At 39.5% G+C, this 26,677-nt stretch carries 23 protein-coding genes and 1 pseudogene; 19 read left to right on the top strand and 5 right to left on the bottom strand.

What is annotated here, in order from left to right:
- Positions 1-13: 13 nt before the first annotated feature.
- The 19 genes from LJ740_RS12360 (at position 14) to LJ740_RS12270 (ending at position 22,829) form a co-directional block, all read left to right on the top strand.
- Positions 14-394, top strand: a complete 381-nt coding sequence (locus LJ740_RS12360) for a type II secretion system protein (protein WP_267498240.1) — start codon at positions 14-16, stop codon at positions 392-394.
- Complete coding sequence (locus LJ740_RS12355) at positions 391-813, top strand: type IV pilus modification PilV family protein (RefSeq protein WP_229529395.1); 423 nt, start codon at positions 391-393, stop codon at positions 811-813. Before LJ740_RS12360 ends, LJ740_RS12355 begins: the two co-directional genes overlap by 4 nt.
- The gene (locus LJ740_RS12350) at positions 810-1,499 is read left to right on the top strand and encodes a type II secretion system protein (protein WP_229529394.1); all 690 of its coding nucleotides are present in this window, start codon (positions 810-812) and stop codon (positions 1,497-1,499) included. The genes LJ740_RS12355 and LJ740_RS12350 overlap by 4 nt, the downstream gene beginning before the upstream one ends.
- On the top strand, positions 1,492-2,289 hold the full coding sequence (locus tag LJ740_RS12345) for a hypothetical protein (protein ID WP_229529393.1): 798 nt from the start codon (positions 1,492-1,494) through the stop codon (positions 2,287-2,289). Before LJ740_RS12350 ends, LJ740_RS12345 begins: the two co-directional genes overlap by 8 nt.
- A gap of 2 nt (positions 2,290-2,291) precedes the next feature.
- Positions 2,292-3,413, top strand: coding sequence for a hypothetical protein (locus tag LJ740_RS12340; protein WP_229529392.1), 1,122 nt, complete (start codon positions 2,292-2,294; stop codon positions 3,411-3,413).
- Positions 3,406-3,951, top strand: coding sequence for a hypothetical protein (locus LJ740_RS12335; protein ID WP_229529391.1), 546 nt, complete (start codon positions 3,406-3,408; stop codon positions 3,949-3,951). Before LJ740_RS12340 ends, LJ740_RS12335 begins: the two co-directional genes overlap by 8 nt.
- Positions 3,944-4,474 carry a hypothetical protein gene (locus tag LJ740_RS12330; RefSeq protein ID WP_229529390.1) on the top strand — a complete coding sequence of 177 codons (531 nt, stop codon included), beginning with the start codon at positions 3,944-3,946 and terminating at the stop codon, positions 4,472-4,474. The genes LJ740_RS12335 and LJ740_RS12330 overlap by 8 nt, the downstream gene beginning before the upstream one ends.
- A gap of 14 nt (positions 4,475-4,488) precedes the next feature.
- Positions 4,489-6,546, top strand: a complete 2,058-nt coding sequence (locus LJ740_RS12325; protein ID WP_229529389.1) for a secretin N-terminal domain-containing protein — start codon at positions 4,489-4,491, stop codon at positions 6,544-6,546.
- A 220-nt stretch (positions 6,547-6,766) separates the two neighbouring features.
- Positions 6,767-8,167, top strand: coding sequence for a hypothetical protein (locus tag LJ740_RS12320; protein WP_229529388.1), 1,401 nt, complete (start codon positions 6,767-6,769; stop codon positions 8,165-8,167).
- A gap of 135 nt (positions 8,168-8,302) precedes the next feature.
- Positions 8,303-9,910 carry a tetratricopeptide repeat protein gene (locus LJ740_RS12315; RefSeq protein WP_229529387.1) on the top strand — a complete coding sequence of 536 codons (1,608 nt, stop codon included), beginning with the start codon at positions 8,303-8,305 and terminating at the stop codon, positions 9,908-9,910.
- Positions 9,910-11,052 carry a glycosyltransferase gene (locus LJ740_RS12310; protein ID WP_229529386.1) on the top strand — a complete coding sequence of 381 codons (1,143 nt, stop codon included), beginning with the start codon at positions 9,910-9,912 and terminating at the stop codon, positions 11,050-11,052. Before LJ740_RS12315 ends, LJ740_RS12310 begins: the two co-directional genes overlap by 1 nt.
- A gap of 122 nt (positions 11,053-11,174) precedes the next feature.
- The gene (locus LJ740_RS12305; RefSeq protein ID WP_229529385.1) at positions 11,175-12,422 is read left to right on the top strand and encodes a GumC domain-containing protein; all 1,248 of its coding nucleotides are present in this window, start codon (positions 11,175-11,177) and stop codon (positions 12,420-12,422) included.
- Positions 12,423-12,428: 6 nt separating this feature from the next.
- A complete protein-coding gene (gene tviB / locus LJ740_RS12300) occupies positions 12,429-13,703 on the top strand; it encodes a Vi polysaccharide biosynthesis UDP-N-acetylglucosamine C-6 dehydrogenase TviB (RefSeq protein ID WP_229529384.1) in 1,275 nt (424 codons plus the stop codon).
- Positions 13,704-13,754: 51 nt separating this feature from the next.
- Positions 13,755-14,678 carry a hypothetical protein gene (locus tag LJ740_RS12295; RefSeq protein ID WP_229529383.1) on the top strand — a complete coding sequence of 308 codons (924 nt, stop codon included), beginning with the start codon at positions 13,755-13,757 and terminating at the stop codon, positions 14,676-14,678.
- Between the two features lie 1,275 nt (positions 14,679-15,953).
- Positions 15,954-17,168, top strand: a complete 1,215-nt coding sequence (locus LJ740_RS12290; protein ID WP_229529382.1) for a hypothetical protein — start codon at positions 15,954-15,956, stop codon at positions 17,166-17,168.
- A 13-nt stretch (positions 17,169-17,181) separates the two neighbouring features.
- Positions 17,182-17,964 (top strand): phytanoyl-CoA dioxygenase family protein, encoded by a 783-nt coding sequence (locus tag LJ740_RS12285; RefSeq protein ID WP_229529381.1) that lies wholly within the window; start codon positions 17,182-17,184, stop codon positions 17,962-17,964.
- Positions 17,957-19,237, top strand: coding sequence for a glycosyltransferase (locus tag LJ740_RS23320; RefSeq protein WP_229529380.1), 1,281 nt, complete (start codon positions 17,957-17,959; stop codon positions 19,235-19,237). The genes LJ740_RS12285 and LJ740_RS23320 overlap by 8 nt, the downstream gene beginning before the upstream one ends.
- Positions 19,238-19,502: 265 nt before the next feature.
- Positions 19,503-21,632 carry an O-antigen ligase family protein gene (locus LJ740_RS12275; RefSeq protein WP_229529379.1) on the top strand — a complete coding sequence of 710 codons (2,130 nt, stop codon included), beginning with the start codon at positions 19,503-19,505 and terminating at the stop codon, positions 21,630-21,632.
- A 378-nt stretch (positions 21,633-22,010) separates the two neighbouring features.
- Complete coding sequence (locus LJ740_RS12270) at positions 22,011-22,829, top strand: class I SAM-dependent methyltransferase (protein WP_229529378.1); 819 nt, start codon at positions 22,011-22,013, stop codon at positions 22,827-22,829.
- A gap of 98 nt (positions 22,830-22,927) precedes the next feature.
- On the opposite strand, the pseudogene LJ740_RS12265 reads toward LJ740_RS12270, so the two are convergent.
- The 5 genes and pseudogenes from LJ740_RS12265 to LJ740_RS12245 all read right to left on the bottom strand — a co-directional run.
- Positions 22,928-23,044 (bottom strand): annotated as a pseudogene (locus LJ740_RS12265) (helix-turn-helix domain-containing protein); the annotation flags it as partial.
- Positions 23,045-23,195: 151 nt separating this feature from the next.
- On the bottom strand, positions 23,196-24,002 hold the full coding sequence (locus tag LJ740_RS12260; protein ID WP_229529377.1) for a formyltransferase family protein: 807 nt from the start codon (positions 24,000-24,002) through the stop codon (positions 23,196-23,198).
- A gap of 57 nt (positions 24,003-24,059) precedes the next feature.
- The gene (locus LJ740_RS12255; RefSeq protein WP_229529376.1) at positions 24,060-24,626 is read right to left on the bottom strand and encodes a sugar transferase; all 567 of its coding nucleotides are present in this window, start codon (positions 24,624-24,626) and stop codon (positions 24,060-24,062) included.
- Positions 24,627-25,313: a PIG-L deacetylase family protein gene (locus tag LJ740_RS12250; protein ID WP_229529375.1), complete on the bottom strand. Its 687-nt coding sequence runs from the start codon at positions 25,311-25,313 to the stop codon at positions 24,627-24,629. It lies immediately after the preceding gene.
- 7 nt (positions 25,314-25,320) lie between these two features.
- Complete coding sequence (locus LJ740_RS12245) at positions 25,321-26,256, bottom strand: NAD-dependent epimerase/dehydratase family protein (RefSeq protein ID WP_229529374.1); 936 nt, start codon at positions 26,254-26,256, stop codon at positions 25,321-25,323.
- Positions 26,257-26,677: the final 421 nt, after the last annotated feature.

Raw genomic sequence — 26,677 nt, 5'->3', positions numbered from 1 at the left:
AGGCTTGTCAGCGATGCAGAGGTCTTCCGGTTTTACGCTAATAGAGTTGTTAATCGTGATAACGATCTCTGCTATGGCAATAAGCCTTGTTGGTGGGCTGACCATTGATTCCATCACTAAATTCAAAGCCAAAGCTGAACAAATAAGACTAAAGTCATTTTTAAGGCAAAGCAGTCATCAGGCTTTTATTCACGAAAAACAACTAACAGTAAAATCAACCGCTAATTCCTTGAGATTACTAAGAGAAAATAAAAGCGTTCATATTTTGCAGTTTGAGTATCTGACCTTTCAGGACGGAGAATTACACATAAATCCTGCTGGTTTTTTTTCCGGAAGTCAGCTGTCTTATGTGCTCAATGGCCGACGTATCACCTTAGGTCTACAGTCGCTGTGAACTCCAATAAAAAGACAGCCGGCTTTTCGCTGATAGAGGTATTGGTCGCCTCTTTTATTTTGTTTATGGTGATCAGTGCCTGTTCAGGCATTTTTTACGGTGCCGTCAAAAGTAAAAAGACTGCAGAAGACTATACCTTATCTACCAGTTTTGCACCGCTTTTGGCTGAACACATCGGGTTGCAGATCAAAAATGGCGATACTTCAGGAAATGGTTATTTTCTGGGAGTCACTTACCGTTGGCAGGCTAAAACATTGAAGTCTGCGGCTGTCAACTCTTACACAGCGGTAGGCATGAGTAGCGGTGGTTCAGGTGACGTTGTGGGTAATGCGGTATTGTGGCAAGTGAGCCTGTCTGTTGATAGTAAATTTCGCAGTGACGATTTTTCCTTTAAGACAACCACCTGGACTGCAATATGAAGTCCTCAAAATCGACTGGTTTTTCTCTGGTTGAGCTACTTATCACCATGACCATCCTTATCATGGTATTGTTCATCGGAACCATGGCTTATCGCCAGTACTCTGTGTATTGGCACAAAGAAATGGGGCAGTTTGATGAGAAATTACAAACCGCGAAAAACATAGTGCAAATCCATTCAATTATTAAAAATATCAGACCGCACATGGTGAAGTTTGAAGAAAATGTCTGGGGGCATTATTTTGAAGGGGCAAGTACACTCATTCGCAGTGTCACTGAACACGCCATAAGCCAACCCGGGAATGCCGCTATTTTTGAATTGAGCGTGGTTGCCGACGGCGAATCCAGAACCCTGGTGTATCGCGAAAAACCTATCGTTGAATCCCCGTTTTTTAATTACGAGGCGGACCATCAATATACCTACGAAAAAAGATTTGATTTTAGGTTCGATGAGTTGCAATTCGAATACTTTGGCTGGCGACATGTGGATGAATATTTTACAGCTCTGGAGTCCCCGGACCGATTCAGCCAGGCCTGGTATGGTGCCTACAGCGGCAGAGACTCAATGGTCACCCCTAACATCATCCGGATCACCATTGCGATTGACAATCGCAACTCCCTGTTAGAGGTTCCCGTTTTACAGTTTATCCCTGAATACATTCAAAATTACGGGCAGGGCAATGAATAACATCAGACAGCAGCGGGGCGTTGCTTTAGTTCAGGTTTTGTTAATCACCGCAATGTTATTAATTTTGACCATTGAATTAAGTAAGGATTCCCGGAGTCAGATCAAGACCGCTATAGCATTGAAGCAAAAGGCACAGTTGGTATTACAGGCGCATAGCCTCAAAGAGCAATTGAAGTATGATTTACTGGTATCAGTTAAAGATAATACCAGTGGAGTAAAAGAAGCCGATTATCGCTTTGACAGTACGCCGGTTAAACAGGGCAACCTGACATTCACGGTACAGGATGACGACGGTTTAGTGAGTTCTATGTACGGTGGCCAGTATCTGGATAAATTACTGGGCGAAAGCAGTGCCAAGTTAATTACAGAGTATCAGGGAGGTGGCAATTTAACCGTGCTAACTCCTGAAATGCGTGGTGGTATCGTACCGTCTCTGAAGGAGTTGCGCATGGTGGACTCAGGAAATAAAGCTATTAAGTCCGCCGAAATGACACAACTACCGACATTACAATTTAACCTTTACAATTCACCGAATGGATTGCTGGAAAGGTTATTTGGTGCGGAACAGGCACAGCAAATTATTGCGCTAAAACAAGCCGGAAACGCAAATCATCAAAGCTGGCAGGAGATAACCGGCAGGGATAGCGAGTATGATGTAAGCTTCTTGCCAGGCAACTTTCTTGTGCTAACAATAACGGCTAAACATGACGATTTGGAAATAGTGAGAAAAACAAGGTTAATGATGAATTTTGACATACAGCCGTTTATGGCGGAAATAGTGGCGGAATAACGATGAAGTTGGTGCATTCTTATTTACGCAACAACCTGTTTTTTATCCGGGGGCAGCAACTTTATCGGATAATCGATAAAGAATTTAAACCAGTTGATGATGACGTATTTCTCAAAGCCCCTTTTCCGGTGCTGCTTATTGCGCGGGAGAATTTAACCGAAGTCCTTAAGAAGTACCCGGTAACGGATAAAAGTGACCTGCGAGAAATCATTCGCCAGGAAGTCGCGTCAGTAGCTATGTTGACAGAGCCTGAGATACGAGAGCATGATTCAGTAGTAAAAATCTGGACGCCTCAATCTCACCTTTTTGAGCGTTTTAGCCACAAACTGTTCGCCTGGTTACCTGAATCATTATTGTTGGCTCAATTTGATAAAGATCGTTTATTCCAGATTCAACGGTGTGGTAGCAGTGTATTTTCGTTTAACGATATTAATGGTAATTACACCGCAGCCAGATTGGGGGCGTTTAAATCTGCTGAGTACTTTTTGATGTCCATCGGTGCCCCCGTTATCGCCAGTACTGAAATTCAGGAAACGGATTATGCGCACAGTCTATATGAACAGCTATTCAAAATATCAAAGTCACACGGCTTAGCGATTGTTAAAGCGCAGCAATTTAGGCAGAAAATCGCCAAAATGTTTAACTGGCCGTCCATTTTACTGGGGGCTTTTGGTGGGGCCTTACTTTACTATTTCAGTCTGATTGGATTTTATGCCTTTAACATTAATCAACTGGAAAAAGACATTGCAGATCAAAACATTGCCAGCGTAATTAAAACCCGGCAATCCATTCTGGAAAAAAGAAAAGTATTTGCAGAATTCGCTAATCAGGATGCCGGGCAAAATATTGATATGCAGATGTGGCGTTTTCTGGGAGAAGTGATGCAAAAGGATATATCTATAATAAAAATCCGCACAACTAACGAGGGAATGTGGGTCCGATTGCAATCTAAAGTGGCCACAGACAGTTTGAGTTATGTAAAACGACTGCCCTATATTAAGTCCGCATCCTTCGCCAATGCAGTTCAAAACTTTCGTGGTCAGCAAAGATTCAATGTGAATATTACGTTTCAGGCAAATGCAGCAGTAAATGCTGCTTCTGCACAGGGGACGAATAATGAATAGACAACAACTTATGCTGCTTTTGGTCGCTTGCTTAGTGATCATCAAATTTGTGTTTATGCCACTGGATGAATATACCGAGTCTCAGGTGTCTGAAATTGAACAACTGTCGGAGCGATTGAGCAAAGGCAAATCCGTGATCCGTGAAGTTAACAAAATGCAGGAGCAGGAAGCTGAAATTGATAGTCGTTTGAGTGATGCAAAAGCGCAGTTTGAAGTAGCGCAAAGTGCAGAACAGGCTCAGTTTGACTTTCAACAACGTCTGGAGGAAAAGGCTAAAGCCGTGGACGCGAAGATTGAGAGTCTGGAGTGGTCGGGATCTACCACAGGTGTTCCTTCAAGTTCGCTGTTGAAAGTTGTATTTGATGATGATCTGGAAAGGGTAATGTTGTTACATAGCGATATCAAAAATCTCGGATTTGGTGTTGTCACCAGTGACTTCCAGTTATCTGTGCAAAGACAAATTTTGAGTCGGAAACTGCTGGGTAATGCATCAGGTCATTTTACGGTACGGATATATTATTTGGTGAATGATGAATAAAATAGCCCTCAGTACAACATTAAAAGTTTTGGCCTGCTTTTGGTTAATTCCATTATTGTTTTCGGTTGTCGGGAGTTTAGGGGGAAACAATATTTCGTCTAACTCAAACCTTCAGGATTATCAGGTACCTGAGATATCGATCGCGGAACAGAAAAAGGTTAATAATGAAACCCTCATCGCTTTGTTCGACACGCTGTTACCAGACAGAAAGAAAATAAACCAGGACAGCATTGAAGAAGAAACGCAAGTCGCGAAAGAAAAAGTTATTGATAAAACGTTACTGCCTAATTTCAGCAACTTTGATGATCAGCACCAAATTTCACTGGCCGGGATATTCAAAGAGCGAGATATCTTTGCCGTGGTGCAGCTAATCAACTACGAAACTAGGGCCAGTGAGTTTCGCAAATTAGAACTGAACAATCAGATTGGCGATTTTGAATTAACCGCAATTTTTGAAAACAAAATTGAATTGACCAGTGGTACTTCACAAATCCACCTCGAATTATTTAAACAAGATTCTTAAGGTAACTCATCGCAATGGATAAAATACTACAACACAGCATTTGCTCAACTATCATAATTATGGTTTTGACTGCCTGTTCAACTACACAGCAGTCCAGTGAAAAGTTCGAACCTACCCGGATTGGAAAGTCTTATTTATACGATGAAAATGGCAAACTAAAAGACGTTGACGGTGCCGTTGAAGCCGAGCGTGAAGAGCGCACTCAGGGGTTTAAGCGACTGCAAAGCATCGGCTCTGAAAAGCAAAATGTTGTTACCCGCAAAGCCATTGATTACTTTGAAAAAAACGAGGCAACGGTAACTTTTGCTGCGGATAGCATGCCGGTAGCCAGTTTTATTCATTATATTTTCGGTGAAATTCTAAAAGCTAATTATGTAATCGGCCCTGATGTGAAAAATGACAAACAGACATTGACTCTGAATGTTTCAGAAACTGTTACGAAAGCACAGGTGTACGATATGGTGGCTGAACTGCTATCCCGAAATCAGATTAGTATTGATTTCGAAAGCAATACATTTTTCTTTCAAAAAGCTGCACTAAGCAGAGCGAAAGCGGCGATTGGCATCGGCAATACATTGGAATCTATTCCACAAACTAATGGTCAAATTCTGCAAATTATTCCGTTGAAATACGGCATCAAATTGGCAGTCGAAAGAACCCTGGGCAAAATGATTGATGCCGAAATTACTGCGGATGTGGAGCAAAGTTCCTTATTTGTGTTGTCAGATCGACTGAATGTTGTCAGGGCGATAGAGCTTATCAATCTTTTAGATGTCCCCGCCAATAGAGGAAAGCACATCGGTTTACTTTCGCTGAAATACATCTCAACAGAAAACTATTTGTTGCAAATTGCCGATGTTTTGCGCAGTGAAGGTATCGTATTGGGAGTGGGCTATGAGCAATACAAAAATGTATTGTTGGTGCCTTTACCGCAAGTGGCAGCGATCGCCGTTTTTTCACCTGATGAAGCGTTGTTAAACCGGGTACGGTACTGGAGTAATATTCTGGACCAACCTTCTAAAGGCGAGAATGTTCAGTATTTTGTTTATACACCCAGATATGCCCGGGCTGCGGATATCGGTGAAAGTGTCGGCCAATTACTCACATTGGGTGGACCTTCGTTGCGAAAAAACAGGACGAATAGTGGCGCTAATGCTCAGCAATTGGAAGCTGAGACACAGCAAGGCGAAGCTCAAAAAACAACCTTTAGTAGTTCTAATGTATCCTTTGTGGTGGACGAACGCAGTAATTCGCTCATTTTTAGCACCACAGGTAGCACATACAATAACTTACTACCCTTACTGAACAAGCTGGATATATTACCCAAACAAATCATTCTGGAAGTAATGATTGCTGAAGTTACCTTGTCTGATGAGTTTCGTTACGGTGTAGAGTGGGCGTTGAGAAACAACTCTGAAGTATCAGGCTCTGGTACATTTGGTTCTTTTACTCAGGCAATTGGTAGTACCAATTTTACCTGGCTGGGAGACAGTACCAGTCAGGTAACAGCGTCATTTTTTAGAGAAAATAGCTTTGTTAATGTGATATCGAATCCGTCATTGTTGGTCAGAGACGGGGTCTCGGCTGCTATTAATGTGGGGACTCAAATTCCTGTTCAGGCGGGGACTGTAGTGGATGATGGTGTGACTTCTACAAATGTTCAGTACAGAGATACCGGTGTCGATGTCTCTGTTACTCCCACGGTGAACGCACAAGGAGTAGTGATAATGAACATTAATCTAAATATCAGTAATACCGTGGCAGCCACCGCCGATAGTAGTACGCCATCTATTTTTCAGAGGACGCTGTCTACAGAAGCTGTGGTCACCAGCGGTCAGACTGTCATTCTCGGAGGGCTGATCAGTGAAAATGCATCTGACAGTGACACTAAGGTACCGTTTTTATCTGAGCTGCCTTTGGTGGGCGAGGCATTCAAAGGCAAAAGTAAGACTTCTACGAAAACTGAGCTGGTAATGTTGGTCACACCGAAAGTGCTGGAGTCAAATGAAGAGTGGCAAAAATTGCTTTCTGATTTTCAAAACCAGGTACAGAATGTACAATTTGTGCAATGAACGAAAGTTGTTAAATAATTGTGCTGTAAAACACTGATTTATTGCATTTTGTTGTTGACATAGCCTTACTCATACATAAGAATTGTCAGAGGAAGCGACTTGGCATGATGCCTTCAGTCGCGATCCTTAAACCCTAGGTAAAATTAAGGAACTGGAACCGGAGCAAGCACACTTATAAAATGCTAATGCTCCCAATTTCATGAAATTGGAGAATTGATAAATGAATTCTATTCTTAGAAAAACACTAATTGCTGCTGCTGTTGCTGGAACTTTCGGTGCAAACGCTGCAACTATTACTTCTGTTGATAACGGCGCTGCTGCTGGTATCCAACAGGTGATTTCTTCTCAAGGCCTTGTGGCTAATGCAGGTGAAATCGTAGTAGGTAATACACCTAACTCTGCTGACAGCAACGAATTGCGCGTTGGATGGACTCCATCTGTAGCTTACAACGATAACGACGTATTGGTTTTCACCTTCTCTGGTGCAACTATTGACACAACTGCAACTACAGTTTCTACAGTTGGTCTTGAAAATGCTGCTGGTGCTACACGTGTTGGTGCAGGTCTGACCAGTGTTATTGATGTTACTAGCACGTCTGTTACTATCAGTGTTGATGCGGATAACGTATTGGCAGGTAGCACTGCTTACTACCTGACTGGTATTACTTTAGACGTTACTGATACAGCTGCTGGTTCAATCTCAGTTGCTTCTTCAGCTCAGCGTGGTAATGCAAACTTTGATACTGGTGCTGCTACTACTATCGCATCTGTTGCCAGCCAGTGGACACTGGGTGCAACAGGTGATACCGACCTGAACGGTGTAATTGACGTAACTAATTCTCGTTACTCTTTCTCCGCTAACAGCGATGGCGATGCCACGTTAGACGAGTTCGACATTACTGTAACTACTGGTACTCACCTGATGACTACTACTGCAACAGCGGTAACTTCAGTTGTGACTACTTCTGGTAGCTTCGACTGGACTCTGGATTCAGACGGTGACTTCGATACTGCTACTGTAGACAACACAGTTGCTGCTGGTTCTGCTACTGCTACTGAGTCATTGAATGATGACATGGACGAGTTGACACTGACTCTGTCTGGTGATGCTGATAACGGTATCTCCACATGGCAGTTCGACGTACCTGGTGACGTTGCTCTTACTGAGAGCATTTACAATGCAGAAACTACTGTTTCTTATTCTTTTGACGTAGACGGTGCTGGCGCTGAGCCTGCAACTCCAGGTACATTGAACCTGGGTTCCAGCTCAATCGGTGCGTGGACACTGGGCGGTACTTCTGCATTTATCGAGTTCATGCCTTACGGTTCTGGTCTGACTCAGTTCATCTATGTTGCTAACACTTCATCTGTTGATGCAGGTATCGAATTGTCTGCAATTTCAGATAGCGGTGAAACTGCTAACTGTGGCGAGCTAAGCGTTTCAGCAGCTGGCAATGCAGTAACCAGTATTGGTGGTGCAGTGCTTACAGCGCTTGAGTCTTGTGGTCTGGGTAATAGCGGTGACCGTCTGGCTCTGACTCTGACTATCAACGCGGATTCAGCAGCGATTGACGTAACTGCCGGTTACAACTCTCGTGGTGACCGTGTCCTGATCGACTAATAGTTATTTACTATTTAGTTTAAAAGCGGGCCTATGGCCCGCTTTTTTGTAGTTTCAAATTTCAACATCTGATGAATCCGATACCATCACACCTTCGCATACTGTTTTTTGTTAATAACTCCCGGCTATAAAAATATGAAAACGAACAGAGCTTATTATTTGTTTTTTGCGCTAATAGTCATACTTGTTGGACTGGCTTACTTTCCCTCGTTGAGCGTGCCATTTTACCTCGACGATTATGATTCAATTGCAAATAACCCGGTTATTCAGTCCCTTGACTTCAATGAGATCAGTAAATGGTACTCAATGCGTGAAGTGGGTTACCTGACTCTGGCCCTGGATTATCAACTCTACGGTACTGAGGTGCCTGGTTACCATTTAAGTAACATCGTTATCCATTTACTTGTGGTTTGTGCCGTGCTTTTTTTTACAAAAACAATTTGTGCAGCATTGAAATTATCTGAAAAACAAACCGTTTATTTATCCTTGGTCGCAGCGATAATTTTTGCCATCTTACCTTTGAATTCGCAATCTGTAGTGTATGTAATACAGCGACTAGCGATGTTGACCGCGCTATTTTATATTCTGGGGTTAGGCTGTTATATCAAGTTCAGAATTTCAGACTCTAACAAGGTGTTATGGCTTTTGACCACCGTTGTATTGTTTGTTTTAGGTTTGCATACAAAACAAAACATTGCCACGTTTCCAATTGCCATACTACTGATCGAAATACTATTGCTTAAAGAACTTGATCCACGACGGATCACTGGATTGTTATTAGCCGGTTTGGTGGGTTTATTCTTGTTGCATTTGGTGGACTTTGTTAACGGTGGGAAGTATGTCAGTTTACTTGATAGCGCATCCCGGGAAACAGACTTTTATACCCGATGGGAATACCTGACCCATCAATTTTTTGCTATCTGGATGTATATCAGTAAATTTTTCTATCCATTTCCATTGCGCCTTGAATACGGTTGGGAAAATTTAACCTGGTCATCTTCGTTGGTTTGGCTAGGGTTTGGTCTCACCATAGCCGCGCTTAGCATTGCGTATAAGTTGCGCGCAAAACATCCGGTTATCGCTTTCTCAATTCTATTGTATTTTGTGTTGCATTTAGTGGAATCAAGCTTAATCCCCATCAGAGACCTTTCTTTTGAACATCGCGCTTACCTGCCAAATGTGGCACTGACCATACTGGTGGCCTATTTGTGGTCGATACTGTTCAGCCGGTTCAAAGCCCTTGTTTTGCTGGCTACTTGTTGTGTTGTGTTATTTTTTACCTACGTTACTCATGACAGAGTCACCTTGTGGGGTGATCCAATTGAGTTTTACCGACATGAACTACGTCAGGAAGGTGAAAATACCCGGATGTACAGCGGCCTTGCTGTTAAATTTCTAAAAAAAGGAGACAGAGTCAATGCCACCAAGTGGTTTAAAATCACCTTCCAGGTGGCTGAAAAGCTAGGTCGAATTCAGACTGGAACTGTTGTTGCCTACATCGATTTATTAAATTCCCAGGGCAAAGAAGGCGAAGCTAAATATTATGGCATTAAAGCGTTGGAGCTTGCCAGTCGCAATCAGGATAAAGCAGATCTACTCGCTGTTATGGCTAAACTAGATGTTGTTCAGGGGCAATGTCGTGACGCGATGGGAATGATTAATCGTGCGTTACGCTACCACCCCGAAAACATCAATGCCAATTTACTGAAAAAGCAATGTGAACAACAATTGCAGGTAGATTAATGAAAGTACTGCACATCGGAAAGTACTTTCCCCCCAGGTATGGGGGAATTGAGACCTTCATGTCGCAACTTATGGAAGAGCAAGTTAATCAGGGATTGGAAGTCTCTGCTCTGGTACATGCGGACAGTTTGCAATCTAAATCAGGCGAGTACACATGGAAAGGTTGTAAGGTAATAGAAGCAAAGAGTTATGGGCAATTCATATTTGCACCAGTTTCACCCATTTACCCAATCAGATTGTTCAAAGCGATAAAAAATATAAAACCTGACATTTTACATATTCACATGCCAAATTTATCGGCATTCTGGATAATACTTTTTAAGGATTTATTTGCAAAAGAAGCGAGGTTGATTATACACTGGCACGCCGATGTACTTGGTTCAACTCCCACTAAGCTGGTTCGTTTATGCTATCCAATTTATCGAGTATTTGAAGTCCAGTTACTTAAAAAAGCTGATACAGTGATCGCTACATCAGCCCCATACATGTATTCAAGTATCCCATTAAAACCATTTCATCATAAGTGTGAGGTAATTCCTTTGGGTATTAAGCTTACTGATTCAAAATTAAACGATGCTGAAGTGCAGAAAAGCAATGGTTTTAAAATGTGCATGCTAGGTAGGTTAGTATATTACAAGGGGCACAAAGAAGTTTTAGGCGCACTGAGTCAGTTGGTTGAGATGGGAATAGACGTGACATTGGATATCATAGGAGATGGTGAGTTAAAAAATCAGCTCAAAAATCTTTGTTCCTTATTGGACCTTGATGAGAGGGTGCGCTGGCATGGTGCGGCGAGTGAAGCGAAAAAGAACGATATATTGAAAACCGTGGATATATTATTACTACCATCTTTAGAGAGAACAGAAGCATTTGGGGTTGTTTTATTAGAAGCCGCTAATTACAAGCTTCCTGTTTTGGTTTCTGATGTTGAAGGCTCAGGAATGTCTTATGTTGTTTCTGCTGGTGAAAACGGTGTAATTTGTCCAACTGGAAATGTTTCAGAATTAGTTAAGGTTTTGCAAGAACTACACAATGATAATGACAGGTTAAAAACCATGGGGAGGCGCAATTATGAACGTTTGATTTCTGTGTTTAGTATAGAAAAAGTAGCCAGATCGATTACATGCCAATATCGAAATTAACAGTAGTCGTAACCTCTATTGCCCCTTTGAATAAGCACCTTCTATGAATATGGGGAGTTGAGTTTATTACGGGCTTTTAGTAATATTGCGCCCGCTCAATTTCGGAATAAAGTAAATAAAATATGTACGTAACTCTTGGGGATGTTTTTTTTGTAGCGCTGAAACGTTGGAAATTATTTCTTTTATTTTTGATAGTTGGCGTTGCAATGACCGTCGTTGTTTCTTCTGTTATGAAAAAAAACTACACTAAACATTTGTTGTTGGTTTCACCCCCGCAAAGTGTTTTGGAGCAAATAGCGAATCAAGTGGGAGAGTCAGTTGCTACAATAAATGTACTGGCTCAAACTAAGTTAATTGTTGAGTCCGATGTCATTTTAGGCAAGTTTCTCGATGACTATGTTGTAGGCTCTCAAGAAATCGAAAATGATTTTAGTGACGCTCATTTCATGGCTCAATTGTTGAGCAACCTTTCCATTGAGGGCAAGTATGAGGGGAGTAATGATGAATCAACAGATGAACTTGTTGCCTTGGAAATTAAACTCAAATGGCACGATGAACATTTTGCCGTTAACTTCCTTAATCAATATACAGATTTCCTCAATGAACAATTAAGAAACTATTACCAAACAGAAGCCATAGCTTTAATTAACGCTCGTATAGACGCTGTTGAACTGGAAATCGAAAGTCTGCGCACCAATGCTCGAAATCACAGAGAGTTTACCATCCGCCGCTTGACCTCGGAAAATCAGGAAAAAATAGGAAAGATAAATCGTCAACTTGAAATCTTAAGGGTGAATACTCTTAGAGACATTGAACAGCAGATTAGTATGATTAGTGAAGCTAGGAAAATAGCCGCGGAATTGGGTATTGAAAAACCCACTCCGCTAGAAGAACTAAATCAGCCTGCCGGTCAAAAAATTACAAACATAAAACTCACTGACAATAACACAACGCTACCCTTATATTTAATGGGTGAAAAGTATTTGAAGGCACTGGGAGAGTCGCTCGAATCTCGAGAAGACCCACTTAAATATAGCGAAGAAGCTATTAAGCTTCTGAAAGAGAAAGAGTTTATCAAAAACGATCCAGAATTGGAAAACTTGAAAGTCAGGCAATCAGATGATGAGTTTATTACAGAAATGGCAAGCCTGACTTCCAAAAAGCAAGTGCTTCAGCAATATGTTAACGTCAGTATGGAATCGATTGACTTGGTTAAAATATCAAGGGCTGCTAGACTGTCGGGGGTTCCAGATTCGCCGAGCAAACTGATGATCGCTTTAGTCGGTTTTGTTGTATCACTCATCTTATCATTTTTCTTGTTAATTATGATTGAAGTTTATAAACGAACTGAGATTATTCAAAAGGACTAATTCACGATGGAAAGGGAACATATTGTAATCGCGGTAATTGGTTTGGGTTATGTAGGTCTGCCGTTAGCTGTTGAGTTTGGAAAGAAATATAAAGTAATCGGCTTTGATATTAATTCAAACCGTGTAACTCAGCTGAAAAACGGTTTTGATGAAACATTAGAGGTGACTGAAAAAGAGATTGTTGCTGCCTCCAACTTAACTTTGACAACTGATAGAGAAAAGCTTCCGCAAGCTAACGTCTACATTGTCACTGTACCAACGCCAATCAATGAGCACTTGCAACCGGACCTTACTCCATTGATCAAGGCATCAGAATTGGTGGCAGGAGTAATTTCAAATGGCGACATTGTTATTTATGAATCAACCGTTTACCCTGGGGCTACCGAAGACGATTGTGTACCAGTTTTAGAAAGAACATCCGGTCTGACATTTAATCAGGATTTTTTCGTCGGCTATAGTCCTGAAAGAATAAACCCAGGAGATAAAGTAAGACGGTTGACCGATATTACTAAGGTAACGTCGGGGTCAACTCCTACCACAGCAGACTTTGTTGATGAGCTATACCGTAGCATTGTCACAGCAGGTACTTACAAGGCTAAGAATATCAAAATAGCCGAAGCATCAAAAGTTATCGAAAATACACAAAGAGATATTAATATCGCAATCGTTAATGAGTTTGCGAAGATATTTGGTCGGCTTGGTGTTGATACGGAAGATGTTTTAAAGGCTGCGTCAACCAAGTGGAACTTTCTGAATTTTAAACCAGGGTTGGTAGGTGGTCATTGTATCGGAGTTGACCCTTATTATTTAGTTCGTAAGTCACAGTCTGTTGGTTATCATCCTGAGCTTATTCTCGCAGCGAGACGCATCAACGAAAGTATGTCTGAGCACGTTGTGCAGCAGTTGATAAATGCCATGTTAAAAAGGCGTATTCATGTTAATGGAGCGCGAATTTTAATTATGGGTGTTGCTTTTAAAGAAAACTGCCCTGATGTTCGTAATACTAAGATAATTGATATTTACAATCGATTAACTGGGTTTGGTGTTGAAGTGGATGTGATCGATCCTATGGTTAAGGCCGAAGAAATTAGGAATGAATATGCTATTGAGCTGGTTCCGAAGCCTGAAGAAGGGGCATATGATGCAATTATTCTTGCGGTTAATCACAATCAATTCCGTGATATGGGGCGAGCTGAGATAACTAAGCTAGCTAAAACTAATCATGTACTTTACGATTTAAAGCATGTCCTGGAATATCAGGAAAATGACATACGTCTTTGAAGAATTGGGTGGGTAGATGTGTTTTCTGGTTGTGAAAAACTGGTGAGTTAAATGCGTTATCTTGTTTTAACAGAAACACCTTATCAGCAATCAGTTGCAAAAGGGTGCTCTGAACTCGAAAACTACCAAAATATTCACTGGAATATTCGCGGTCAGTTGGAGGGCAGCACTCAAACTGAAAGTGTGAATAATCGCGTTAGCTTTTTGCTTTACAGTATTTTTGCTTTGTTCAAGTCAGATGCATTGGTACTCGGTGATTTCCGTAGCTTTATTCAGCTTTGTGTGTTGAGTTGCGCAAATCTAATCGGAAAGAGAGTATTTATTGCAGAGGATGGTATTATTAACCTCGTCGCGGATGACTACAATTACGACGTAAAATATCTTGATGATGGTGGAATGACATCGTTTAAAAAAATGGTGCTGCGCTATTTTGTTAAGAACTTACAAAAAGCCGGTAGGATCACCACTGAGCCTGCTTTTGTAAGAGCCAGAAGACCTGACATTCAATTGTTTACATCCCGATTAAGCCCTGAAAGTTTTGAACCAAGTTTTCTAGTTGAGAGGCGAAAGTTAGTCTTTGTGGGGCAACATTTAGCTTCTATGGGGGTCAAGAAAGATACACAAGTGATGGTTTTAAAATCATTGCAATGTAAGCTTAGTGACCGCTATGATGAGTTTTGCTTTTCGCCTCATCCACGCTCTGATGACAACACCCAAGATGTTGTTGATATTGGCTGGTCCATAAGTGGTGCACTTTCTAAGCTTTCTTCTGATGTCATTGATTTTGATCTTGTTGGTTTTCATTCCACTGCAATGTTGGACCATAGATACCGAAAGGTACATAAGTATGTCGTCCCACTAGAAGGAAAATTAGTGGATATTAAGGGCAGAATGGACGGGCAGTTGAGAGCACAAGAGACTTTAATAAAGGTTTTTCAAGCCTCTGAAACCACTTTCACAGTGTTGGATATTTAGTATTTATATAAGATAAATACTGATACCGCCAGGTGGTTATATGGACAACAATTTACTTCTTCGTTTTGAATATTCAATCTTTCTCACCTCCAGAGTCTTATCACTTCTGTCTAGGCCTTTATTCTTATTTTTGCTCATGTCTTTCGGCAAAGGTGATTTATCTGCGAATTATGCCTTGATAATAACCGTTGTTCAGTTTGGTTTGGTTTTCCTTAATTCTGAAGCGCACAAAGATTTTTATAAAAGGCTGCTTGGGAAGGACTCATCGCAGAAATTAACAGGTAAAACTCGACTGAGGTATATCAATTATATTAGAGCTCATTTTCAGTTGTTTTATGTGCTGTTGTTTGTGTTTTGTTTTGTAATGACTGAAGACTTATTGTTTGCTTTTATGCTCAGTATTGCTTGTTGTGCCGAGAAAATGTACGACGAGTTTCAACGATTGTGTATTTACCAAAAGCAATACCTATTATGGTCTTTGATATGTTTGGTGAAGTTTTATTTTCCCATTCTGTGCTTTGCTGCGATGATTTACATATCAGACCATCGTCAATATTTCGTGTATCTTTTTTTGATGATTTATATTGGAACAATCCTGTTATTGGTATTGTGTTTTTCTGAATTCAAACTAAAAAGTATTTCGAGGTTTTATTCGATAAAATTTTATTTCAAGCACTACTTATTAAAAAACAGAAGCCTCATTGCTTATACACTGTTAGTATCGAATGTGTTGTATCTGGATCGACTTGTAGTTTCTTATCAGTTTAATATGTACTTAGACCAATACGTATTACTTTGTAATATCTGTGTTATATTGGTGGTTGTTTACGATTATCTCTATCTCACTAAGAAGAAACCAGAATATATTGAGTTAGTAAATGAGCCATTGAAGTTGGTTTTTAATACAAAAAATATAATATTTTCTGTTGGTTTTGCAATCACCGCCGCGTTAGTCGGCTTAATACTTAATAATTATTTCAATTTATTAGTTCTTGATAATATTACTATGTTCTCTTTGGTCGCAGGTTACGCTTTATACAATCTCATTAGCCCGATGGTACACTACAATTATTGGAACTGTGATCTTGGAAAAATATTAAAGATAGAATTCCTTTCACTCTGTACCTATGCCTTAAGTATTTTTATTTTGCTTTCAAACGGTATGCAAGGAGTTGCTTTATCTTTCCTAATTTTTAATACCACTCGTTTTACTACATACGTGCTATCTCAAAGGCTGCAGGAGATTAGAATGTGAGGGTAGGGCTAAGTGTATTAATGCTTTATTTTGTCCTGTATTATTTTGTGCCCTACTTGTTTGGTGTGACGACAGGATTCTTTTACCTGGACTATTTAGATGGCTCTCCCAACATGCATGCGGCCATATGGTTTGTGATACTTTTTGGGGTTTTATTTGCCTTATTGTATCGTTATTTACCAAAGCTTAGAATTGGTTTTGTAGATATACGTTTCACCTTGCTTGAAAGTGGGCTGGTAAGTCTTTTTGTTGCAGTGGTATTTCTGTATTTTTCATTTTTGTTTCAGCAAGACTATGGATTTCAGTATCGACATAAAGGAGACCCCCTTTCTGATTCTGCTCCCTATATGCTTTATTTAATGTTAATACGACTCTATATCAATGCTTTTATCGTTTACTGCATTGCAGTACTTCACCAGGAAAGGAACCTAAACAATAACAATAAATTGGCTTTATTACTCTCGGGAGTGGGGATAGCTTTATCCGCCAGCGTCTCATTCGATATGGTCGCAATCGTAGTTGTTTTTATGTGCTTAGCGAGCAATATTGCTCCGAACTTCGTCTCAATGAAGAGGCAACCAGGTATGAGGGTCCTGTTCAAAAGCCTCTTTTATTTCTTTGTAATTGGTTTTGTTCTCGTATTGTTCGGTACGGCGAACAAGATTGGTTTTGAAAGAGCGGTTGACTATTTACTACACGATGGTTTTGGTTCTTTCATTGAGGCTGTGATGGCTAGAATTTCGATATTTCTTTTCAGTCTTGCGAAGGTGATGGACGAACACATTGCAGACTTTTCATTTCAGGTCGCAGCAATTATGGGGAATCTGGAAAACTTGCAATTTCGTATTGGCGTGTTATTTGGTCTAGATATACCACGACCAGAGTTAGCATCGACAGGACGAATTAATTCGGAACTTATTTATATTAATGCAAATGATAGAAATGGCGCCACGCCGGGGTTATTAGGTTCCATGTTCTATTTGCCTCTTTTTCCGCTGGGACTTTTTTTGGGGTTATTATATTCGCTATTTGTTGTGAGACTTTTAGATGGAATTTTTGCAAACAAGTCTCGACTTGCGCTGTTACCAGTGCTGTTTCTTATGTCTGTTTTTCAAACAACAGTCGATGGTTTCCCTGATTTGGCTAACCCTATAAGCCTGACATTTATACAGTTGATGTTTTTAATTTTTGTACGCTTAAATGTGCTAGTGCCTGAAACTAGGATGCGTGTTTAGATAAGAGGGGTTCATGGGAAATTTAAAGTTATTAATTAGTGATCTTGCTGCAGTACTCAATAAAGCAGTGTTAAGTACAAGGCTTAACCTAGAATGGTATAATCATTTAAAAACCGAAGGTTTTTGTATTATTAATAATTATGTTAGTTCAGATGTTGCAAATGCTCTTTCTGAAAGAGTGAAGGCAAATTTTGCTGCATATTCTGATTCGATTATCTCTTACGATCATGGAACCGATATACGCTTGTTTGGGATAGAAAGAGTAGACAAGTCATTTGAGTTTTTCTCAAATAATCCTCCAGTGGATAGGATGTATCATGCTGTTCAAGGATATCCGAAAATTAACAATAAAGTTCTCATGGCAAATATAGTTACGGCCAGAGCTAATAACCACAATAATTTGGGTTCTGGAGGCGGCTGGCATAGAGATTCTCCCTACACCAATCAGTTTAAATCGTTTTTATTTTTAAAAGATGTCGAAATTGAAAATGGACCTTTAACGTATATAAAAGGAACACATACCAGAGAGTCAATCCATCGTTTTTGTAAAGCGACAGGTCTACCGTCTAGTCAATATCGTTTCACTGACACTGAAATTGAGAAAGTAACTAAAATGTTAGGTTTAAGCGAGGTCAAGGTTACTTGCAAAGCTGGCACTATGCTGCTAGCAAATACAAGAGGATTACATCGTGGAGCCCCAATAATGTCTGGAGAAAGGGTAGCTATCACAAGTTATTATTTTGGAAACAAACTACCAGAAGGTATTAACTTGCTTAGCGGGGTAGCAGGTGTCTAAATTCCGCGTGATTATTGTGCGGAACTCAGAGACCTTGCCTTGTGACGGAAAGGGTGGAAGGTTATGGCGCTCAGGTTTGTTGGTACAATGGTTAATAAACAGAGGTGTGAATGTTGAATGGGTGTTTTCTTCCTTTGACCATAACAACAAAAAAAATCGTCAAACTATAAATCTTGATTCAGAACCTCTGATGGAAAAGGCCGCAACAATGTTGCACAGTACAGGCTACAAGAAGAATATTTCGATAGCCCGCTTTTTTGATCACTTCGTGTTTGGCTGGAAACTTTTCTTTTATTTAAGGAAAATTCCAAAGCCGGACTTGGTGATTTGCTCGCACCCCACCCCTGAGTCGAGTCTCGCTGTAACCCTTTATGGTAAGCTTGCCGGTGTCCCTACTCTGTTGGATATTCGAGACTTGTGGCCGGATGTGTTTTTTGAAGCCACTTCTGGCGGTAAATATTTCCTGTATAAATTGTTAATGAGTCCTTACAAAGGGCTTTCGACTCTGTCAATAAGACTTGCTACTAACTTAATGGCTGCAAATGAGTCTTTCTTAAACTGGGGATTAAAAAATGCGGGTAGAACTAAAAAGGATAACGATTTCGTCAGTTTTATCCCCTTTGAAATCCCTAAATTGGAAGAAAGGCATACGCAAGAAGCTTTAGCTTTAATTAGGCAGTCTGAACTTAAGGAAGGAGAGCTTCTGGTCACGTTTGCTGGCACAATCGGTCGAATGTTTGATTTCCACACGGTGAAAAGATCATGCGATCTTGCTGAGCAATCTGGTATTCCATTGAGATTAATTTTATGCGGTTCTGGAGAGGAGTTGGAAGCGGTAAAGTGGTTGTTTAAGGATAATCCTCGCGTAATCATACCCGGCCGATTAGACGCTAAAGTAGTGTTTTCTCTGTTACAAAAGTCGGACTTGTTATTGGCGCCTTATATCAAGACAGATAATTTTAAAGAGCATTTGCCAAACAAGTTTATGGAGTACAGTGCGGCGGGAAGACCTTTAATTTCAAGCTTAGAAGGTTTTGCAAGTCAGGTGTTAAAACATAACGAGTCTGGTTTGACTTATTTGGATGATAGAGGGCTTTGTGAGTGTTTTCGCTATTATTACGAAAATAAAGGAAAGTTGGAGGAACACTCAACTAACGCACATAAACAATATACTGAGCACTTCCACCCGGAACAACTGCTTGAAAAAGTTGAACAACATGCACGCGCAATTGTCAGAGATTATAAAAAGCAAGTCAAAACAGCAGATGCTTAGTCGAAGTGTTTGTTTTAAGAATACTGGTGAATTACAGATTTATAGCTTGGATATCTAGTATTTTTTGCTTTGGTTCCTGCTGCTTTATTTGGCTTTAGATAAACAAGGTGTCTTAATTTTATGTTCAGACTGCAGTCTACGCTCAAGTAATTTGCAGGCTGGGGGTTGGCTATATTTACTTTTGTTTACTGATATGTGTTAGGAGTAATAATCAAGGGCTAATGATTGTCGCATTATAGTAGTAAAAAGAGGCAGGACAAGAATAATGAAAACCACGCGGAATTGTGAAAACAATGGTTCAGAATTCAGTCACGTAGGTAGTTTTTTAGTTTTAATGTTGTTAGCGACACTGGGGCCAATACCTATTGGAGGCGGTGATAAAATATCTCTAACTCTATTAGTTTTGTTTTCCGGTGTTTTAGTACTGATCTACAAAGCCTTGTTAAGAAATAACTATGTATTTTTATGGCAAAGATACAAGCTTGAAGTGTCTTTGTTCATGCTCTACCTGGTACTTTGCTTAATTTCTCTTGGTATTAATTTTTTCAGGTTTGAATCATTTTCTACGTTTTCCTCACGAGGGTTGCCATTTCTCGTTATTCAATCTTTTTGTCTGATTTTTATTTTATTGTTTTTGACCCCGAGCAAAGCCCCCTCCACAGGAGGCCAATGCAGCTCTAAACTTAAGAACTTAGGTTTGGTTATGGCACTTCTATTTATCGTATTTGTTGGTGTATTGCAGAAATATAGTTCACCTGTTGCTACGATGATAAACAATATATTCATCTCTGGAAATATTGATACTGCCTCAAATGTTAGAAGCATTTTTGCAATTAGTACTGATTTTGGTGCTATAGCTGCAATGATAAGTATCGTCTTTTTGCATTTGTCTATCAGGGCTGTTTATGAATCCAATTCAAACAAAGCGTTAATTTATATAACCCTGCTGTGTTTGTATCTTATTGCTGGAGTTATTAGCGGAGCTCGAATTTATATATTGATGTTCTCTGCATATGTTTTTGCTTTGCTAATATACTCGACAAAAAATAGGCCCATATTACTTATATTAATGGGGCTGTTATTCATTGCTTTGCTGCACCTGCTTTTTTTATTCGTACCCACTCATGTGGTCAATAAAGTTGGAGCTTTTTTGCCCTATTTGGAGAGTGTCAGGCTTGGTTTTCCAATATCTGCCGGTTCATTTAGTATAGACTTTTCCGGGTCATTTATTGGATTTGATCGTTTAATAATATGGGAGCGAGCGACTCAATTGATCCAAGAGAATCCTTGGTGGGGAATTAGTAATGGGGGGTTCCGAATATATAATGAATCCATAGGTGCTAGCTTTGAAAATAACGCTCACTCTTTCCCTCTGCAGATATTAATCGATTCGGGGATGTTAGGGTTAATAGTTGTAGTTTTACTGTATATTTCGGTATTAAAGCGAATTCGTCATAATTACTCACTTATGCTTTTTATTCTTGCTGTGTCGATTGGTCTTTTAGTGGACTATTTTCCAGATCACAGTCTCCCATGGATCATTATATTTTGCTTTTGTGCCTCTGTGCTGCATCGTACGCCTCTGAGCGTATCCACGCCTAATCGAATAACCTATAATATCAAAGTTGTATATTCGTCACTTACTTTCTGCATTATTTTAATTTTTGGTGGTATAGTTTTGGCGTGGCAAAACAGACTATACTCGTATTCTAAACAAACATTGCCAGAGCAAATATCCCGCTTGGTTACCCATACAGGTCGTGACTATCCAATATTTTTATCACAATCAGTGGTTGATAACCTAAAGGGAATTCGTCAGTATGGAGCTGCTCGATTTTTGTACACAATTCCGGGTGATACTCAGCACTATAATTACCCTGACGCAAAATTAATAGATTTTGTTAACGATAACGAAGATTCAAAATACAAAGCAGATGCCAATGACGTCAGATTAGTTTTCAAAAAGCTTCCAGGGAACGAGAGGTGCTGTTCATTTACAGTTTATAAGGGCATTGATACTGGGCTTTGGGTGAGTAATACCTATAATGTACACAATTTAGTATTTACAAATAACCACATTAAGCTTGATATTATAAATCAAAAGGTGTGGTCTCCGCTGTTTGAAATAGAACAAGAGGGGAGTCTAAGTTTGGATTTATCTGCTAAAGATAAGAAGAACGATAAATCGCTGAATTCTATTATATTACTTGGTTTATATGACGGTGAAAGTGGTCGTCCAATCTTTCAACGTAACATTTCTTTGACTGAAAAAATGACTGTCGATGTTCCCTTACAGACCGTTGGGCAAAAAGTTTTTATAATATTACGCCTGATGAGTTTATCGAAACCAGGTGAAGTGCTCATTCATAGAATAAATTTTAACAAAGCTCAATAGGTAAAAAGGAAGCAAAGCATTCAGTCTTCAATTATCGTTAGGCCTAAATAAGCTAAGTAATTAATTGCAAGTGTGTAGTAAGTGATATATTTAAAGGAATATGAAATCTTTGAGAGCTGTGTCTATAACCCTTAAAGCAGTGGTGCATTCATACTTTGATGCGGCTTAATCTCTATTGTTAGCATTAGTCGACAAAGGTTACACGGGCAATAATTCGTAAAAAAGTTTAACATTTAATTTATCAAAGTAAGCTTACAGTGGACTAAAGAGTTTGACCTCGTCAGTATTTTAAATGTTGATTCGTCGCTGAATATACTGTTTATTTAATTAAACTTGAGTCCAATCAGTCATTCTGAACTTATATCAACAGGAAATAGATTGCCCTTATTATTTGAACAAATTAAAGCACTGAAATTACCAAGCACTGAAACATGGATAGCAGAGGCCGAATTTGGTTTTAGATTTATTTCTGATGAGGTGAAAACGCTAAAACCTGGCTCAGGTGTACTAGAAGTAGGGTGTGGAAGTGGCTTGTTATTAGCGCAATTATCAGAATCGTTTTCTTGTGTTGAATTTGAGGGGATTGAGCCATTTAGTGACGGTTTTTCCGCTTTGAAGGAATTCAATTTCCTGGTGCAAAGAAAAGGCTTGAATATTCACAATCTTAAATATGAAGAATTCGAAAGTAATAAAAAGTTTGATTTAATCTATTGTATTAATGTTTTTGAGCATTTAAATGATTGGAGGGATATGCTCATGTGGGCTTCCTCACTTTTAATGGATTGCGGTAGGATTGTGGTCTTATGTCCCAATTACTCCTTCCCTTATGAGTCTCACGTAAGAATACCAATTATTATAAATAAAAAAATCACATACAAAGTGTTTCGAAAAACCATACAAGCATTCGAAGCTAATAACAGAATTGTAGGGCTTTGGGATTCTTTAAATTTCGTGAAAAAAAGAGAGGTTAAAGCTTTTACAAAAAATAACTATCAAGCATTGAATTTAAAGCTGGATGATGATGTTTCTATCATCGATTATATGATAGACAGAACATTATACGATGAAGAATTCAAAAGAAGGCAAGCAGTGATAGGCAATTTTGCTTTGATTTTAAAGAAATCTGGATTTCTGTACCTGTTGAAGCGTCTGCCAAATTTGCTGCCCTATATGAAACTGAGTTTTTCAAAAGATTAATATGAAAGGCTTTTGGTTGACCTTTCCCCTGAATTAGTACCAATTTTTCGATGAGGTTCTTCATATTATGCTGCCCGTTTTGCATACTCAACAGGCACAGAAACGCCCATAACCTTACAAGCTTTAGAGACATTCCCGAGTTCTTCGGCCAGATTAAGCAAACCTGCTTTGTGTTTAATAATTGGATTGTTAGTATTAACAAGAGAGTTACCTATTGTTTTGATTTTAGATTCAGCACCTATATCAAAACGGGTTACTCTCTGTTTTTCAAATAGAAGTGTCAGTTTAGGTCAGGACTTATACACTTTAGGATAGATATTATAATTCACAGTTCCCGTAGCCTATACAATTACAATACTTCAATTGTTATCCATATGGGGTATTTACAACTTCAATTTTGTTTAAAATGAGTATCCCATCGTAAAATTGGAGGTGTGCTTTGTCATTTAGAGAACAAAACCTTTCTTTACTGATTTCAGCTTCCCAAACGATGGCTTTGTTGCCCTCTGAGTTAAAGTAGAACGCCCCGGGATAGGGTTTTGTAACAGCTCTAACTAATTTCTCTGCATCTACAACAGAACCTTTCAGGTTTATTTCACCATCTTCAGGTTTTCTTCCGGGCCATATTGTTGCTTTCGATTCATCCTGCACTCGTAAAGACAACTCTCCTTTACTAAGGGGATTAATGACTTCTTCGATTAATTGAATATGACACCGGTTTACTTCAGTATATAGAGAGGCGGCCGTTGTGCTGGTATCCAGCAGAATTTCTTTTTGGGCGATTATTTCACCAGTATCAACACCTGTATCTAATTTGAACAGTGTTACACCTGTTTTATTAAGACCCTTAATTATAGCCCAGGGAATTGCAGCGCGACCTCTTCCTTGGGGAAGGAGGGTAGGGTGCATACCTAACACACCGTTATTTGGTGCGTTTAAAATTTCACTATTTGCAATTTGTGACCACCCTATTATGAAAAGCCAGTCGATTTTGTGTGCTTTTATCGCGGCTATACAACTTTCATCATTAATATGATTAGATTTAAGCAATGGAATTTGATGTTTGTTGCAAAAATCATCCAAGTACACTCTTCCAGATTTTTGTCTGGCTTGACTATCGTTTAGCGTAATTACCAAATCTAATGATTGCCCGACGCGATAAATAGCATCCATGCAAGAAAGACCGAGTTGGACACATGTTACAAATCCAAATTTCACGTAATGAGATCCTTAATAGGTTGGTGGTGGTTTGAATAGATACAAAATTGTGTTGAGGATGATTTTCAAGTCCTGCAAAAAACCAAAGTTTTTAGTATAAATTCCATCGAATTCGGCTTTTTGTGATACTGTCATTCCATCAAAGGAATTTACCTGTGCCAGCCCGGTTAAGCCGGGGCGTAGACCTATTGAACCGTTCAGCTTTCTGGCTTCAACAAGATCCTTTTGCGCTGGAATAGGTGGTCTTGGGCCTACTATGCTCATGTCACCAATTAAAATATTATAAAGCTGCGGCAACTCGTCTATATTCGTACGTCTTATAAGTTTACCTATCCAGGTTAATTTCACTTTTCCAATCTTATCAGATGGAATATCTCCTGTGTTAACGGGCATACTTCTAAATTTAAAGAATCGAAACTCCTTAGCATCTCTTCCCACTCGCATTTGACTAAAAATTAACGGGCCTGGGTCGAAAAGCTTGATTAATATTGCAGTTATAATAAATAAAGGAGATAAGAATATAAATGCTGTTAAAGATAAGAGAATATCCAGCAAGCGTTTAAAATACGAACGGTACATTTAAATAAACTCCCTGAGTAAAATGGTCTGGAACGCTTCTGCATACAACTGACCTGATTGACCACCGCGATATGCGGCTAACCCTTTTAAAGCCTCAGGGCTTCGCGGGTGAGGAAAATCACGCATTACACCTCTATAACAACTTAGTGCTTCAATTTTTTTATCAATGGTGTCATTAATTTCTACAAAATGATTTGCACTAAATTTTGCCCCCTGATATTCGTAGCTCCAATCTGTGGATGACTGAATTTCAATAAAGCTTAAGCATTGGAGTGGGGTTACGTCATTTCGTCGTTGGTATAGTCTACTTGCAGCCAGGCAGGCTTTGGATACATGAACGTGATCATCATTTAAGTCAGATGGGTGATGGGTAAATATTCTGTTGGGTTGAAACTCCATTATTTGTTTTTCGATAAATTGTACAATGCTTAAATGGTCAACCGTATTCATCTTAATGTTTGGAAAAGTTCCCAATACAGGTACTTCAAACCCCAGTTTTTTATTTGCTGCCAGCATATCTTGATATAGCTGTTCATCTGTTGGTCTTCTATCTCTGGCATTCACATTACCGCACAATATGACCGCCTGAACAGATTCCCCTTTAGTTACTAATTTTGCACCTGCACCACCGAAACCCAAAATCTCATCATCAGGGTGAGCTACAACAACTAAGTTTACGTTTCTCATTTAAGGCTTATCTCTCATCATTGATAAATTGTCTTCCTGTCTCCCTTAATGCCTCATGCGCTGAATACACTGGCGACCAGTTAAGCAATTGTTTGGCTTTTTCATTGGATACTTCAAAGTCTGAAAAAAGCTTATGGTACATTGCTTCCTTACCTATAATCTTAAATAAATGTTTTAGTATAACTGATGGGAGCAAAGGAAAAATCAGTGGAGACCTATTCATCCCTAATCTTAGGTTTTCAATTATTTCGCTGGTACTTATGAAACCGTCATCTGCGGCGAAGAAAGTTTCGTTGGCGGCGGCTGGATGGTTAATCAAAGTATGCACTAAGCTTACAAGGTTGTAACGATACACCATTGTTCTTTTGTTTTTGATGGCTGCAAAAACCCAGGGAACACTGGTATTGGCAATTTTTATTAATCGGGCAAAATTCCCGGGTGCATCGTCGTCATAAACCAATGGAGGGCGTACAATCACAAATTCCATTGAAGTATTTTGGCATTTTGCTTTAAGGAGATCCTCTGCCTCTCTTTTTGAAATGGCATAAAGCATGGTAGGGTTTAAGTCATCCGACTCTTTTAATGGCTTACCCAAAGAGCAATCCCCCATTACCCCAATAGAACTGAAAAATATAAATCGTTTCACATTCGCTTTGAGCGCAGCATCTACCAGACATTCTGTGAACTCGACATTGGCCTCCCTAAATTCTTGTAATGGGTCAGGGGCTTTATCATTTAAAATATGGGCTCTTCCTGCACAATGTATAACTGCATCTGCTCCATTCATTAGTTTCACCCAGCCGTCCAGGTCAGAATTTTCAGGAGATTTTGAAAGTGATTTAGACGGTGCTCTACTGGTCCCTATTACTTCATGTGCTTCTTTTAAGCTGTCAAACAGCTTACTTCCAATGAATCCAGACGCGCCGGTAAGGATTATTTTCATACATCGTTGTTCCTTTATACTTGATGGCTATAGATTCCTTTTGGTTAGGATAGGGAATCATCCATTTTTGAACTAATTATTGTACTTTAAAACTTTTGCAACGACACCTTTAATCTGTGAAGAAATAACTTAGTAAATAGTGGGATTATCGTACATTCCTACAAAAATAGGTATTTCATCTGGTTACTGGTCCCCCTTCCTTGCAGATAAATAATAAACAAAAAGGATTTATTTAACTGGCTCAATCGATATAATTTCGAAGCTAAGTATCGGCTCGCTCTGCTCTGCCTTTCTTGACAATGATCATACGGCGTTATGGTGTTTAAAGTTTAGGTTTCATTAATATAAATCAAGGCATAGTCAACGGAAGGCGAAGATATTAATTATCAAATAAATGGCTCATAATAATCGTTTTTTTAAT

Origin of the sequence: Planctobacterium marinum, from assembly GCF_020687805.1 — a bacterium.
In the GTDB taxonomy this organism is placed as follows: domain Bacteria; phylum Pseudomonadota; class Gammaproteobacteria; order Enterobacterales; family Alteromonadaceae; genus Planctobacterium; species Planctobacterium marinum.
Note: the sequence above shows the minus strand (reverse complement) of the source record. Positions and strands in the feature narration are given on the sequence as shown.

Excerpts from the sequence above, each read along its gene's own strand:
- LJ740_RS12245 (WP_229529374.1), bottom strand. The coding sequence starts at position 26,256 with ATGAAAATAATCCTTACCGGCGCGTCTGGATTCATTGGAAGTAAGCTG.
- tviB (WP_229529384.1), top strand. The coding sequence starts at position 12,429 with ATGGAAAGGGAACATATTGTAATCGCGGTAATTGGTTTGGGTTATGTA.
- LJ740_RS12330 (WP_229529390.1), top strand. The coding sequence starts at position 3,944 with ATGAATAAAATAGCCCTCAGTACAACATTAAAAGTTTTGGCCTGCTTT.
- LJ740_RS12360 (WP_267498240.1), top strand. The coding sequence starts at position 14 with ATGCAGAGGTCTTCCGGTTTTACGCTAATAGAGTTGTTAATCGTGATA.
- LJ740_RS12305 (WP_229529385.1), top strand. The coding sequence starts at position 11,175 with ATGTACGTAACTCTTGGGGATGTTTTTTTTGTAGCGCTGAAACGTTGG.
- LJ740_RS12255 (WP_229529376.1), bottom strand. The coding sequence starts at position 24,626 with ATGTACCGTTCGTATTTTAAACGCTTGCTGGATATTCTCTTATCTTTA.
- LJ740_RS12250 (WP_229529375.1), bottom strand. The coding sequence starts at position 25,313 with ATGAGAAACGTAAACTTAGTTGTTGTAGCTCACCCTGATGATGAGATT.
- LJ740_RS12275 (WP_229529379.1), top strand. The coding sequence starts at position 19,503 with ATGAAAACCACGCGGAATTGTGAAAACAATGGTTCAGAATTCAGTCAC.
- LJ740_RS12320 (WP_229529388.1), top strand. The coding sequence starts at position 6,767 with ATGAATTCTATTCTTAGAAAAACACTAATTGCTGCTGCTGTTGCTGGA.
- LJ740_RS12325 (WP_229529389.1), top strand. The coding sequence starts at position 4,489 with ATGGATAAAATACTACAACACAGCATTTGCTCAACTATCATAATTATG.
- LJ740_RS12345 (WP_229529393.1), top strand. The coding sequence starts at position 1,492 with ATGAATAACATCAGACAGCAGCGGGGCGTTGCTTTAGTTCAGGTTTTG.
- LJ740_RS12315 (WP_229529387.1), top strand. The coding sequence starts at position 8,303 with ATGAAAACGAACAGAGCTTATTATTTGTTTTTTGCGCTAATAGTCATA.
- LJ740_RS12260 (WP_229529377.1), bottom strand. The coding sequence starts at position 24,002 with ATGGATGCTATTTATCGCGTCGGGCAATCATTAGATTTGGTAATTACG.
- LJ740_RS12335 (WP_229529391.1), top strand. The coding sequence starts at position 3,406 with ATGAATAGACAACAACTTATGCTGCTTTTGGTCGCTTGCTTAGTGATC.
- LJ740_RS12295 (WP_229529383.1), top strand. The coding sequence starts at position 13,755 with ATGCGTTATCTTGTTTTAACAGAAACACCTTATCAGCAATCAGTTGCA.
- LJ740_RS12310 (WP_229529386.1), top strand. The coding sequence starts at position 9,910 with ATGAAAGTACTGCACATCGGAAAGTACTTTCCCCCCAGGTATGGGGGA.
- LJ740_RS12290 (WP_229529382.1), top strand. The coding sequence starts at position 15,954 with ATGCTTTATTTTGTCCTGTATTATTTTGTGCCCTACTTGTTTGGTGTG.
- LJ740_RS12340 (WP_229529392.1), top strand. The coding sequence starts at position 2,292 with ATGAAGTTGGTGCATTCTTATTTACGCAACAACCTGTTTTTTATCCGG.
- LJ740_RS12285 (WP_229529381.1), top strand. The coding sequence starts at position 17,182 with ATGGGAAATTTAAAGTTATTAATTAGTGATCTTGCTGCAGTACTCAAT.
- LJ740_RS12350 (WP_229529394.1), top strand. The coding sequence starts at position 810 with ATGAAGTCCTCAAAATCGACTGGTTTTTCTCTGGTTGAGCTACTTATC.